Below are 13,543 nucleotides of genomic sequence, written 5' to 3' on the forward strand. Positions count from 1 at the left end.
ATGCGGTGGATACGCGCCGCCGGTAGGGGCCTTCTCGTCCTCGTCGTGGTCATGACCGGGTACGTCGCCTCGGGCGCGCAGGCCGGCGAGGGCTCCCCGGACGACCGCGGCCCGCTCACGCTCGCCACCGCCGGAGACCTCACCGGCTATCTCGGCCCCCTCCTGGAGGGCTGGAACCGCACGCATCCCGGCGAGAAGGTCACCCTCGTCGAGCTCCCGGACTCCGCCGACGAGACCCACGCGCAGATGGTCACCGACCTGCGCGGCGGCGACCGCAGCCGCTTCGACGTCCTCAACATCGACGTCAACTGGACGTCGGAGTTCGCCGCAGCGGGCTGGATACGGCCACTCCCGCGCGACCGCTTCCCCCTGAGGACCTTCCTCCCACCGGTCGTCGACACCGCGACCTACGGCGGGCAGCTGTACGCCGTCCCGTACGTCACCAACGCCGGCCTGCTCCTCTATCGCAAGGACGTCCTGGCCGAGGAGGGCGTCCCGCCGCCGCGCACCTGGGCCGAGCTGGAGCGGCAGGCCAGGACCATCGCGCCGAAGTACGGACTGGACGGCTACGCAGGCCAGTTCCTCCCCTACGAGGGCCTCACCGTCAACGCGGCCGAGGCCGTCTACTCGGCGGGCGGCACGATCCTCGGCGACGAGGGCGAACGCGTCACCGTGGACTCGGCGGCGGCCCGCGAGGGCATCGGGTTCCTCACCCGCGGCGTGCGCGAGGGCTGGATCCCCAAAGAGGCGCTGACGTACAAGGAGGAGGAGTCCAAGCAGGCCTTCCAGGACGGCCGGCTGCTCTTCCTGCGCAACTGGCCGTACGCGTACGTCGTCGCCTCCGCCCCGGGCTCCGAGGTCGCCGGCAAGATCGGTGCCGTACCGCTGCCGGGGCCGGACGGGCCGGGGACGAGCGTCCTCGGCGGCTCCAACCTGGCCGTCACCACACACGCGCGGCATCCCGACTCGGCCGCGCGCCTGATCGCGTACCTGACCAGTGAGCGTGTCCAGCGCCAGGTCCTCACGCGCGGCGCGCTGCCGCCCGTACGCGCCGACCTCTACGAGGACCCCGGGCTCATCCGCAGGTTCCCGTATCTGCCGACGCTGCGCGAGAGCGTGCTCTCCGCCGCTCCGCGCCCCAAGAGTCCGCGCTACGACCAGGTCAGCCTGGCGGTGCAGGCGGTCGTGCACGACGCGATGACCGGGCAGCAGACGCCCGGGGCGGCGGTGCGGCGGCTGGCGAGGGAGCTCGCGGCCGTTTCCGGCAGCTAGCTAGTTACCTGTTAGGTAACGCGAACGTCTCACCTTTCTTCAGAATGCCCGGTTAAGTCCGTATTTGGTGCCTCAACTCAGCAGTAGCTTCTGTTCTTTTCGTTGACACCCTCGCGAGACGCCTACATAACATGCATGCATGCTGAGTAAGTACCGCTGGTGGCGCGACGCCGTGATCTACCAGGTTTACGTCCGCAGCTTCCTGGACAGCACCGGCGACGGCATCGGCGATCTCGCAGGGGTCCGGGCCGGGCTGCCGTACCTCAAGAAGCTCGGCGTCGACGGGATCTGGCTGAGCCCCTTCTATCCCTCGCCGCAGCACGACCACGGGTACGACGTGGCCGACTACTGCGACGTCGACCCGCTCTTCGGGGACCTCGCCGAGTTCGACCTGCTGGTCACGGCCGCCCGGCGGCTCGGCATCAAGGTGCTGCTGGACATCGTCCCGAACCACTGCTCCAGCGAGCACCCGTGGTTCCGCGAGGCACTCGCGGAAGGCCCCGGCAGCCCGGCCCGCGCCCGCTTCCACTTCGCCGACGGCCGCGGCCCCGACGGCTCCGAGCCGCCCAACAACTGGCACTCCATGTTCGGTGGCCCGGCCTGGACCCGAGTGACGGAAGCGGACGGGCGACCCGGCCAGTGGTACCTGCACATGTTCGCGCCCGAACAGCCCGACTGGAACTGGCGCAACCCCGAGATCGGCGCCGAGTTCGACCGGATCCTCCGCTTCTGGCTGGACCGGGGCATCGACGGCTTCCGTATCGACGTCGCCGCCGGCCTCTACAAGCACCCCGAGCTGCCCGACTCGGACGACCCCGAGGCCGACGCCCGCACCCGCGACTCGGTCAACCCGCTCGCCTGGAACCAGCCCGAGGTGCACGACGTGTGGCGCCGCTGGCGGGCGATCTGCGAGGAGTACGCCGCCCGCGACGGCCGCGAGCGCCTGCTGGTCGGCGAGGTCTCCGTGCCCACCGCCCGCGAGCACGCCCTGTACGTCCGCCCGGACGAGCTCCACCAGGCCTTCTTCTTCGACCTGCTCGGTGCCCCCTGGGACCCGGACGCCTTCCGCAAGGTCATCTCCGAGGCGATGCAGGACATAGCCGGGACGGGCTCCACGGTCACCTGGGTCCTCAACAACCACGACCAGGTCCGCACCGTCACCCGCTACGGCGAACCCGCCCCCGCGGGCAGCGGCCTGGGCGCCGCCCGTGCCCGCGCCGCCGCGCTGCTGATGCTGGCGCTGCCCGGAGCCGCGTACATCTACCAGGGCGAGGAGCTGGGCCTGCCCGAGGTCGTCGACCTGCCCGACGACGTGCTCACCGACCCGATCTTCCACCGCACCGGCAGCCGGGCCCGCATCCGCGACGGCTGCCGGGTGCCGCTGCCGTGGTCGGGGCAGGCCTCCCCCTTCGGCTTCACCTCCGGCGCGGAGGGGGCCAAGCCGTGGCTGCCGCAGCCGGAGTACTTCGCCAAGTACGCCACCGACCGGGCCCTCGCCGACACCCGCTCCTTCTGGCACCTGTACCGCGACGGCCTGCAACTCCGGTCCGCCTTGCCGCAGTTGGGCGAGGGCACGCTGCGCTGGCTCGACACCCCGCCCGGCGTCCTGGCCTTCGTCCGCGGCGACGACCTGGTCTGCGCCGTCAACTTCGGCACGGCACCCACGCCCGCGCCGGTCTCCGGCACCCCGCTGCTCGCCAGCGGCCCCTGCCCTGCAGGGGTGCTGCCCGGCTCGACGGCGGCCTGGTGGATCAGCGACAGCTGACCCCCAGCGACGTCAACTCACACCCGATGAAGGGACATCAATGATGATGCGACGACGTACCACCCTCCTCACCGGCTGCACCGCCCTCGCCCTGGCGCTCGGCGCGACCGCCTGTGGCGGCGGGCCCGTCACGGCCGGCGGCGGCGACAAGGCGCTCAGCGGCCAGACGGTCACCGTGGCCGGCGTCTGGTCCGGCACCGAGCAGAAGAACTTCCAGAAGGTGCTGGACGCCTTCACCGAGAAGACCGGCGCCAAGACGCAGTTCGTCTCCACCGGCGACAACGTCTCCACCGTCGTCGGCAGCAAGATCGAGGGCGGCAACGCCCCCGACGTCGTGATGGTCCCGCAGGTCGGCGTGCTCAAGCAGTTCGCGCAGAAGGGCTGGCTCAAGCCGCTGTCGAAGAAGACCCGGCAGTCCGTGGACGCCAACTACGCGGACGTCTGGAAGGACTACGGCAGCGTCGACGGCACCCTGTACGGCCTGTACTTCAAGGCCGCCCACAAGTCGACCGTCTGGTACAGCCCCGACGCCCTCGCCCAGGCCGGCGTCAAGCCGCCGAAGACGTACGACGAGATGCTGAAGGCCGGGCAGACCGTCTCCGACTCCGGTCTCGCCGCCTTCTCGGTCGCCGGGCAGGACGGCTGGACGCTCACCGACTGGTTCGAGAACGTCTACCTCTCCCAGGCCGGACCGGAGAAGTACGACGCCCTCGCCGCCCACAAGCTGAAGTGGACCGACGCGAGCGTGGTCGAGGCGCTCACCACGCTCGGCAAGCTCTTCAAGGACAAGCAACTCGTCGCGGGCGGTCAGAAGGAGGCCCTGAACACCGACTTCCCGGGCTCGGTGGAGAAGGTGTTCGGTCCGAAGCCCGAGGCCGGCATGGTGTACGAGGGCGACTTCGTCGCCGGGGTCGCCAAGGACCAGTTCGGGAAGACGATCGGCGAGGACGCGAACTTCTTCCCCTTCCCGGCGGTCGGCGGCGGCGAGGCGCCGGTCGTCAGCGGCGGTGACGCGGCCGCCGTCCTGAAGGACGGCAAGAACCAGAAGGCCGCCCAGGCGCTCCTGGAGTATCTGGCGACGCCCGAGGCCGCGGCCGTGTGGGCCGAGGCGGGCGGCTTCCTGTCCCCGAACAAGAAGCTCGACCTCGCCTCCTACGGCGACGACGTCACCCGCGCGACCGCCAAGTCCCTCATCGCGGCCGGCGACTCGGTCCGCTTCGACATGTCCGACCAGGCTCCCGCGGCCTTCGGCGGCACCAAGGGCACGGGCGAGTGGAAGCTCCTGCAGGACTTCCTGCGCGACCCGTCCGACCCGAAGGGCACCGCGGCCGAGCTGGAGGCCGCCGCGGCCAAGGCGTACCAGGGCTGACCATGACCTCGACCTTGGTGAAAGAGACGGGCCGTCCGGGCCCCTCGCCCGCCGCCGGTCCCGCGCCTGTCAGGCGCACCCGGCGGCGGGGGCCGGCCGTCGCCCTGCTGTTCGTGCTGCCCGCGCTGCTCCTGCTGGGCGCGCTCGTCGTCTACCCCGTGCTGTTCTCGATCGGCCGCAGCTTCTTCGACGCCTCCGGCACCCGTTTCGTGGGCGGCGAGAACTACGCCGAGATGTTCCGCGACCCGGCCACGCTCACGGCCGTCCGCAACACGGCCATCTGGGTCGTCGTCGCACCGACGCTGCTGACCGGCCTCGGACTGATCCTCGCCGTCCTGGTGGAGAAGGTCCGCTGGGCCACCGCCTTCAAACTGCTGCTCTTCATGCCGATGGCGGTCTCCTTCCTCGCCGCGGGCATCATCTTCCGGCTCGCCTACGACGAGGACCCGGACAAAGGCGTGCTGAACGCCGCCGTCGTCTCCGTCCACGACGCCTTCAAGGGCACGTCGTCGTACCCGACGGCCCGGGCACGTGACGGGCAGGGGCTGACCAAGGCGGCGGACGGCTCGTACCGGACGAGTACGGGGGTCTCGCCCGGGGACACGGTGGCGCTCGGCCTCGTCGGCGTACAGCCGAACGACCTGCCCGGCGCCGCCGAACCCGCGTACGCGGCGGCGGGGCGGAAGGCGGCCTCCGGTGAGCTGCGCGGAGTGGTGTACCTGGACTTCACGCCCGGCGGGGGAGGGAAACAGGGCGAGGTCGACCGGCGGGAGAGCGGGCTGCCCGAGATGAAGGTCGAGGTGGTGCGCGACGGCAGGACGGTCGCCACGACGACCACCGCGTCCGACGGCTCCTTCCGCTTCGGAGGGCTGGACGCCGGCTCGTACGCGGTCCGGCTCCCCGCCTCGAACTTCGCCCCGCCCTACGAGGGCGTCTCCTGGCTCGGGCCGACGCTCGTCACGCCGGCGATCATCGGGGCGTACCTGTGGATCTGGACCGGGTTCGCGATGGTGCTGATCGGTGCCGGGCTGTCGACGCTGCCACGGGACGCGCTGGAGGCGGCGCGGATGGACGGCGCGAACGAGTGGCAGATCTTCCGCCGGATCACGGTCCCGCTGCTCGCCCCGGTGCTGACCGTCGTCTTCGTCACCCTCGTGATCAACGTGATGAAGGTCTTCGACCTCGTCTACATCATCGCGCCCGGCCCCGTGCAGGAGGACGCGACCGTGCTCGCGACCCAGATGTGGCTGGTGTCGTTCGGCGGTGGCAACAACCAGGGGCTGGGCAGTGCGCTCGGTGTGCTGCTCCTGCTGCTGGTGGTCCCCGCGATGGTCTTCAACGTCCGCCGTTTCCGAAGGAGTCAGCGATGAACGCCGTCAGGCGAGGACTGGGCAACGGGGTCGTCCAGGCCTTCCTCGTGGTCGTCGGGCTGGTGTGGATGACCCCGCTGGCCGGGCTGTTCCTGTCGTCGCTGCGGTCCGCCGAGGACACGGCGAAGGGCGGCTGGTGGACGGTGTTCGCCGGCCCCGGGCAGCTGTCCTTCGACAACTACTCGGCGCTGCTGAAGAACGCGGGCATCACCCAGGCGTTCTGGAACACGGTGCTGATCTCGGTCCCGGCCACCGCGCTGGTCGTCGTCATCGCGGCACTCGCCGGTTACGCGTTCGCGTGGCTGGACTTCCCCGGCCGGGAGACCATCTTCCTGGTCGTCGTGGCGCTGCTCGTGGTCCCGGTGCAGATCGGGCTGCTGCCGGTCGCCAAACTCTTCGGCCAGCTCGGGCTGTTCGGCACGATCCCGGGCGTCGTCCTCTTCCACGTGGCCTACGGGCTGCCGTTCGCGGTGTTCCTGCTGCGGAACTACTTCGCCGAGATGCCGAAGGAGATGCTGGAGGCCGCGCGCATGGACGGCGGCAGCGAATGGCGGATCTTCACCCGGCTCGTGCTGCCCGTGGGACGGCCGGCCATCGCCAGCCTCGCCATCTTCCAGTTCCTGTGGGTGTGGAACGACATGCTGGTCGCGCTGCTCTTCGCGGACAGCTCCGCACAGCCGCTGACCGTGGAACTCCAGTCGCAGATACGGCAGTTCGGCAGCAACATCGACGTGCTGGCACCGGGCGCGTTCGTGTCGCTGGTGGTGCCGGTGGTGGTGTTCTTCGCGTTCCAGCGGCACTTCGTGCAGGGCGTGATGGCGGGGTCGGTGAAATAGCGGTACGCCTCGGGCCCCCGCTTCACATCACGAAGCGGGGGCCCGAGTACGTTCACGCCGACGCCGCTGGATACAGCGACCTCGGCAGCTGCGAGGCCGCCGCCGCGTCCAGCAGCCACAGGGTGCGGGCGCGGCCGTACGCCCCCGCCGCCGGGGCCTGGATCTCGCCCGCACCCGACAGGCCGATCGCCGCGGCCTCCGCCTTGTCCTCGCCGGCGGCCAGCAGCCAGACCTCCCGGGCGGCGCGGATCGCCGGCAACGTCAGCGTCACGCGCGTCGGCGGCGGCTTGGGCGCGCCGTGCACCCCGACCACCGTACGGTCGGTCTCGCGGACCGCCGGCAGCTCCGGGAACAGGGACGCCACATGCGTGTCCGGGCCGACGCCCAGCATCAGCACGTCGAAGGTGGGAACCGCACCGTGGTTCTCGGGACCGGCGGCACGGGCCAGTTCCTCCGCGTACGCGGCCGCCGCCGCGTCGACGTCCGTGCCGTACGGGCCGTCCGACGCGGGCATCGCGTGCACGCGCTTCGGGTCCAGCGGCACCGCGTCGAGCAGCGCCTCCCGGGCCTGGGTGACGTTGCGCTCCGGGTCGCCCTCCGGCAGGAACCGCTCGTCGCCCCACCACAGGTCCAGGCGGCCCCAGTCGATCGCGTCCCGGGCCGGTGCGGCGGCCAGCGCGGCCAGCAGGCCGTTGCCGTTGCGGCCGCCGGTCAGCACCACGGACGCCGAACCCGTCGAGGTCTGCGCGTCCACGATCTTCGTGATCAGCCGGGCCGCCGCGGCCTGCGCCATCAGCTCCTTGTCGCGGTGCACGACCAGTTGGGGAGTGCTCACTTCGCCGCCGCCCTCTTCACCGGTTCCTTCGCCGTCGCCTGCTCCGCGGGTGCTTTCGCAGCGGTTTCCACGGGAGCGGGGAGCGCGAGGGGTCCGTCCCCTTTGTCTCCTTCATCTCCTTTGGCCGGCTCGGCGGCCGGAGCCGCCGGAGCCTGCGGAGACGACGGCGACTTCAGCCGGTCCACCCCGTACCGCAGCGCCGACGCGTAGGTGTCGTCCGGGTCCAGCCGCCGCAGCTCCTCCGCGATCAGCTCGGCCGTCTCGCGCCGCTTGAGCGCCACCGCACGGTCCGGCTGGCCCTCGATGGACAGGGTCGCGAGGGATCCGTCCGCGCGGTCCAGCACGATCGGGCCGCAGTCCGTGTCCATGCGGACCGCCGTGAGGCCCGGGCCGCCCGACAGCGAGCGCTTCACGGGGACGTCCAGCCGGTCCGCCAGCCACATCGCCAGCAGCTCGCAGCTCGGGTTGAACTCCTCGCCCTCCACCTCGACGGCCCGCACCTCGCAGGCGACCTGGTCCAGCGCCGCCGCCAGCATCGAACGCCAGGGGGTGATACGGGTCCAGGACAGGTCGGTGTCGCCAGGAGCGTAGGCCTTGGCGCGTTCCGCCAGGTCCCGCACCGGCTGCTCGGACGCGTAGGTGTCGGTCACCCGGCGCTGGGCCAGCGAGCCGAGCGCGTCTCCCGCCGGGTCGAGCGGCGCGTTCACCGGCCACCACACCACCACCGGCGCGTCCGGCAGCAGCAGGGGCAGGACCACCGACTGGGCGTGGTCGACGATCTCGCCGTACAGCCGCAGCACCACCGTCTCTCCGGTGCCCGCGTCCGCGCCGAGGCGCACCTCGGCGTCCAGCCGGGACTGCGTACGGTCCCGGGGGGAGCGCGAGACACGCTTGATGACCACGAGCGTGCGCGAGGGATGCTCGTGCGCGGCGTCGCTCGCGGCCTTCAAGGCGTCGTAGGCGTTCTCCTCGTCCGTCACGATGACCAGCGTGAGCACCATGCCGACGGCCGGCGTGCCGATGGCCCGCCGCCCCTGCACGAGCGCCTTGTTGATCTTGCTGGCCGTGGTGTCCGTGAGGTCTATCTTCATGGCCGGCGCCAGCTCCGTCCGTCTCGCTTCAGCATGTCGTCCGCCTCGACGGGTCCCCACGTACCGGCCGGATACTGGGCGGGCTTGCCGTTCTTGTCCCAGTACTCCTCGATCGGGTCGAGGATCTTCCAGGACAGCTCGACCTCCTCGGTGCGCGGGAAGAGGTTCGAGTCGCCGAGCAGCACGTCCAGGATCAGCCGCTCGTACGCCTCCGGGCTGGACTCCGTGAACGACTCGCCGTAGGCGAAGTCCATCGACACGTCCCGGATCTCCATCGACGTGCCCGGCACCTTCGAGCCGAAGCGGACCGTGACGCCCTCGTCGGGCTGGACCCGGATGACGATCGCGTTCTGGCCCAGCTCCTCCGTCGACGTCGTGTCGAACGGGGAGTGCGGGGCGCGCTGGAAGACGACCGCGATCTCCGTGACGCGACGGCCGAGCCGCTTGCCGGTGCGCAGATAGAAGGGGACGCCCGCCCAGCGGCGGTTGTCGACCTCCAGCTTGATCGCGGCGTAGGTGTCGGTCTTCGAGGACGGGCTGATGCCCTCCTCGTCGAGGTAACCGACCGCCTTCGCACCGCCCTGCCAGCCCGCCGCGTACTGGGCGCGCACGGTGTCGCGGCCCAGGTCCTTCGGCAGCCGGACCGCGCCGAGCACCTTGGTCTTCTCGGCGGCCAGCGCGTCCGCGTCGAAGGAGGAGGGCTCCTCCATCGCGGTCAGCGCCATCAGCTGCAGCAGGTGGTTCTGGATGACGTCCCGGGCGGCGCCGATGCCGTCGTAGTATCCCGCCCGGCCGCCGATGCCGATGTCCTCGGCCATCGTGATCTGCACATGGTCGACGTACGACCGGTTCCAGATCGGCTCGAACAGCTGGTTGGCGAAGCGCAGGGCCAGGATGTTCTGGACGGTCTCCTTGCCCAGGTAGTGGTCGATGCGGAAGACCTGGTCCGGGGCGAAGACCTCGTGCACGACCTTGTTCAGCTCCTCGGCCGACTTCAGGTCGTGGCCGAACGGCTTCTCGATGACCGCGCGCCGCCAGGAGCCGTCCTTCTGGTCGGCCAGGCCGTGCTTCTTCAGCTGCTGGATGACCACCGGGAAGGAACGCGGCGGCACGGACAGGTAGAAGGCGAAGTTGCCGCCCGTGCCCTGCGCCTTGTCCAGCTCCTCTATGGTGGCGCGCAGCCGCTCGAACGCGTCGTCGTCGTCGAAGGTGCCCTGGACGAAGCGCATCCCCTGGATGAGCTGCTGCCAGACCTCCTCGCGGAACGGCGTACGGGCGTGCTCCTTGACCGCGTCGTGTACCTCCTGCGCGAAGTCCTCGTGATCCCACTCGCGCCGGGCGAAGCCGACGAGCGAGAAGCCCGGCGGCAGCAGCCCCCGGTTGGCGAGGTCGTACACCGCGGGCATGAGCTTCTTGCGCGACAGGTCGCCCGTGACACCGAAGATGACCAGGCCCGACGGCCCCGCGATACGCGGGAGCCGTCGGTCTGCGGGGTCACGCAGCGGGTTGCTGCTCGACAAGGTCTCAGCCCTCCGAGGGGGCGAGGCGCTCCAGCTCCGCCTCGGTCGACTTCAGCAGGTCGTTCCAGGACGCCTCGAACTTCTCGACGCCCTCGTCCTCCAGCAGCTGGACCACCTCGTTGTACGGGATGCCGAGCTTCTCGACCGCGTCGAGGTCGGCGCGGGCCTGCTCGTAGGTGCCGGCGACGGTGTTGCCGGTGATCTGCCCGTGGTCCTCGGTGGCGAACAGGGTCGCCTCCGGCATGGTGTTCACCGTGTTCGGCGCCACCAGCTCGTCGACGTACAGGGTGTCCTTGTACGCCTTGTCCTTCACACCGGTCGACGCCCACAGCGGACGCTGCTTGTTGGCGCCCGCCTTCTCCAGCGCGTTCCAGCGGTCGGAGGAGAAGACCTCCTCGTACGCCTGGTAGGCGAGACGGGCGTTGGCGATGGCGGCCTTGCCGCGCAGCGCCTTGGCCTCGGGCGTGCCGAGCGCGTCGATCCGCTTGTCGATCTCGGTGTCCACACGGGACACGAAGAAGGACGCCACGGAGTGGATCTGGGAGAGGTCCAGGCCCTTCTCCTTCGCCTTCTCCAGCCCGGAGAGGTACGCGTCCATGACCTTGCGGTAGCGCTCCAGCGAGAAGATCAGCGTGACGTTGACGCTGATGCCGTTGCCGATCGTCTCGGCGATCGCCGGCAGGCCCGCCTCGGTGGCCGGGATCTTGATCAGCGTGTTCGGCCGGTCCACCAGCCAGGCCAGCTGCTTCGCCTCGGCGACCGTCGCCTTGGTGTTGTGCGCCAGGCGCGGGTCGACCTCGATGGAGACCCGGCCGTCCTTTCCGCCGGTGGCGTCGTAGACCGGGCGCAGGATGTCGGCGGCGTCCCGGACGTCCGCCGTGGTGATCATGCGGATGGCCTCTTCGACGGTCACCTTGCGGGCGGCGAGGTCCGACAGCTGCTGGTCGTAGCCGTCGCCCTCGGAGATCGCCTTCTGGAAGATCGTCGGGTTGGTGGTGACGCCCACGACGTGCTGCTGGTCGATCAGCTCGGCGAGGTTGCCGGACGTGATCCGCTTGCGCGACAGGTCGTCCAGCCAGATCGCGACGCCTTCCTCGGAGAGGCGCTTCAGTGCGTCTGTCATGGAAAATGCATCTCCTACGTGTCGTGTATGAGCGTCAGCGCTGGGCTGCGGCGATCGATTCCCGAGCCTTGGCGGCCACGTTCTCCGCAGTGAAACCGAACTCGCGGAAGAGCACCTTGCCGTCGGCGGAAGCGCCGAAGTGCTCCAGGGAAACGATGCGGCCGGCGTCCCCCACGTACTTGTGCCAGGTCAGACCCACCCCGGCCTCGACCGCGACCCGGGCCTTCACGGACGGCGGCAGGACGCTGTCCCGGTACCCCTGGTCCTGCTCCTCGAACCACTCCACGGACGGCATGGACACCACCCGTGTGGGCACGCCGGCGCCCTGGAGCTGCTCGCGCGCCTCGACGGCGACGTGCACCTCGGAACCGGTCGCGATCAGGATGACCTCCGGTTCGCCACCCTCCGCGTCGAAGAGTACGTAACCGCCCTTCGCCGCGTCCTCGTTGGGCTCGTACGTCGGCACGCCCTGACGGGTCAGCGCCAGACCGTGCGGGGTGCCCTTGCCGAACTCCTTGGTGTACCGCTTGAGGATCTCCCGCCAGGCGATCGCGGTCTCGTTGGCATCGGCCGGGCGCACGATGTTCAGGCCCGGGATCGCGCGCAGCGAGGCGAGGTGCTCGATGGGCTGGTGGGTCGGGCCGTCCTCACCCAGACCGATGGAGTCGTGCGTCCACACGTAGGTGACCGGCAGGTGCATCAGCGCCGACAGCCGTACCGCGTTGCGCATGTAGTCGGAGAAGACCAGGAACGTGCCGCCGTAGACACGGGTGTTGCCGTGCAGCGCGATGCCGTTCATCTCCGCGGCCATCGCGTGCTCGCGGATGCCGAAGTGGATGGTGCGGCCGTAGGGGTCCGCCTCGGGCAGCGGGTTGTCCGCCGGGAGGAACGACGACGTCTTGTCGATGGTGGTGTTGTTGGAGCCGGCCAGGTCGGCCGAGCCGCCCCACAGCTCGGGGATGACCGCACCCAGCGCCTGGAGCACCTTGCCGGACGCGGCACGCGTGGCGACGCCCTTGCCCGCCTCGAAGACCGGGATCTTCTCCTCCCAGCCGGTGGGCAGCTCGCCCTTGGCGATCCGGTCGAAGTCGGTGGCGCGCTCGGTGTTGTTGTCCCGCCACTGCTGGAAGGCCTTCTCCCACACGGCACGGGCCGCCTGGCCCCGCTCCACCGCCTTGCGGGTGTGGGCGATGACCTCGTCGGCCACCTCGAAGTGCTTCTCGGGGTCGAAGCCCAGGACGCGCTTGGTGGCCGCGACCTCGTCATCGCCGAGGGCCGAGCCGTGCGCGGCCTCGGTGTTCTGCGCGTTCGGGGCGGGCCAGGCGATGATCGAACGCATCGCGATGAACGACGGCCGGTCCGTGACCGCCTTGGCCTCCTGGATCGCGGCGTAGATCGCCTGCGGGTCCAGGTCGCCGTTCTCCTGCGGCTCCACGCGCTGCACGTGCCAGCCGTAGGCCTCGTAGCGCTTGACCGTGTCCTCGGAGACAGCCGTCTCGGTGTCGCCCTCGATCGAGATGTGGTTGTCGTCCCACAGCAGGATCAGGTTGCCGAGCTTCTGGTGCCCGGCCAGCGAGGAGGCCTCGGCGGAGATGCCCTCCTGCAGGCAGCCGTCACCGGCGATGCAGTAGATGAAGTGGTCGAAGGGGGACTCGCCCTCGGGGGCCTCCGGGTCGAACAGGCCCCGCTCGTAGCGGGCGGCCATCGCCATGCCCACCGCGTTCGCGACACCCTGCCCGAGCGGGCCGGTCGTCGTCTCGACGCCCTTGGTGTGGCCGTACTCCGGGTGACCGGGGGTCTTCGACCCCCACGTCCGGAACGACTTCAGATCCTCCAGCTCCAGACCGAAGCCGGCCAGGTACAGCTGGGTGTAGAGGGTCAGGGACGAATGGCCCGCGGACAGCACGAAACGATCGCGCCCGACCCAGTCGGGGTCCGCCGGGTCGTGCCGCATCACCTTCTGGAAGAGGGTGTAGGCGGCGGGCGCCAGGCTCATCGCCGTACCAGGATGGCCGTTGCCGACCTTCTGTACGGCATCGGCGGCCAGGACACGGGCAGTGTCCACGGCCCGCTGGTCCAGCTCGGTCCACTCGAGGTCTGTGGTGGTCGGCTTGGTGCTCACCCTGAGTCAGGGCTCCTCTCCACATGTCGGATGCCGGTATACGTGGGCCGCACACCGGCTGCCGGCGTTCTCGGCGTCGGCCGGCCGCTGTCGAGCCTACCCCCGGAGGACCCCCGTCCTTTCGAGCCATTCCAGACTCCGGGACTCCCGGGGATCCGCCTCCCGACCAGCGTGTACCGCGTACGTCAAGTGAATACGGAGCCACTCATCCGAGTGCTCAATCGAGCTTCGGTACGCCCG

Annotated in this window: 10 protein-coding genes; 5 read left to right on the forward strand and 5 right to left on the reverse strand. The window is 70.4% G+C overall.

The genetic code is table 11. The annotated features are described in order from the left end of the window. The 5 genes from NW895_RS07920 (at position 1) to NW895_RS07940 (ending at position 6,612) form a co-directional block, all read left to right on the forward strand. On the forward strand, positions 1–1,272 hold the full coding sequence (locus NW895_RS07920) for an ABC transporter substrate-binding protein (protein ID WP_289934610.1): 1,272 nt from the start codon (positions 1–3) through the stop codon (positions 1,270–1,272). Between the two features lie 139 nt (positions 1,273–1,411). Then, positions 1,412–3,037 (forward strand): glycoside hydrolase family 13 protein, encoded by a 1,626-nt coding sequence (locus NW895_RS07925; RefSeq protein ID WP_289934611.1) that lies wholly within the window; start codon positions 1,412–1,414, stop codon positions 3,035–3,037. Positions 3,038–3,080: 43 nt separating this feature from the next. Continuing rightward, positions 3,081–4,406 (forward strand): ABC transporter substrate-binding protein, encoded by a 1,326-nt coding sequence (locus NW895_RS07930; protein ID WP_289934827.1) that lies wholly within the window; start codon positions 3,081–3,083, stop codon positions 4,404–4,406. A 2-nt stretch (positions 4,407–4,408) separates the two neighbouring features. Then, on the forward strand, positions 4,409–5,776 hold the full coding sequence (locus NW895_RS07935) for an ABC transporter permease subunit (RefSeq protein ID WP_289934612.1): 1,368 nt from the start codon (positions 4,409–4,411) through the stop codon (positions 5,774–5,776). After that, a complete protein-coding gene (locus tag NW895_RS07940) occupies positions 5,773–6,612 on the forward strand; it encodes a carbohydrate ABC transporter permease (protein WP_289934613.1) in 840 nt (279 codons plus the stop codon). The genes NW895_RS07935 and NW895_RS07940 overlap by 4 nt, the downstream gene beginning before the upstream one ends. Before the next feature lie 52 nt (positions 6,613–6,664). On the opposite strand, the gene pgl is transcribed toward NW895_RS07940, so the two are convergent. The 5 genes from pgl to tkt are packed head-to-tail and all read right to left on the reverse strand — an operon-like array spanning position 6,665 to position 13,303. Beyond that, positions 6,665–7,447 (reverse strand): 6-phosphogluconolactonase, encoded by a 783-nt coding sequence (gene pgl / locus NW895_RS07945; RefSeq protein ID WP_289934614.1) that lies wholly within the window; start codon positions 7,445–7,447, stop codon positions 6,665–6,667. Then, on the reverse strand, positions 7,444–8,538 hold the full coding sequence (gene opcA, locus NW895_RS07950; RefSeq protein WP_289934615.1) for a glucose-6-phosphate dehydrogenase assembly protein OpcA: 1,095 nt from the start codon (positions 8,536–8,538) through the stop codon (positions 7,444–7,446). Before opcA ends, pgl begins: the two co-directional genes overlap by 4 nt. Continuing rightward, the gene (gene zwf / locus NW895_RS07955; protein WP_289934616.1) at positions 8,535–10,058 is read right to left on the reverse strand and encodes a glucose-6-phosphate dehydrogenase; all 1,524 of its coding nucleotides are present in this window, start codon (positions 10,056–10,058) and stop codon (positions 8,535–8,537) included. Before zwf ends, opcA begins: the two co-directional genes overlap by 4 nt. Positions 10,059–10,062: 4 nt before the next feature. Beyond that, entirely contained in the window at positions 10,063–11,181 is a 1,119-nt protein-coding gene (gene tal, locus NW895_RS07960; protein ID WP_289934617.1) for a transaldolase, read from the reverse strand. Between the two features lie 34 nt (positions 11,182–11,215). Continuing rightward, entirely contained in the window at positions 11,216–13,303 is a 2,088-nt protein-coding gene (tkt, locus tag NW895_RS07965; RefSeq protein ID WP_289934618.1) for a transketolase, read from the reverse strand. Between the last annotated feature and the right edge of the window lie 240 nt (positions 13,304–13,543).

It is taken from the genome of Streptomyces sp. S.PNR 29, assembly GCF_030386795.1.
In the GTDB taxonomy this organism is placed as follows: domain Bacteria; phylum Actinomycetota; class Actinomycetes; order Streptomycetales; family Streptomycetaceae; genus Streptomyces.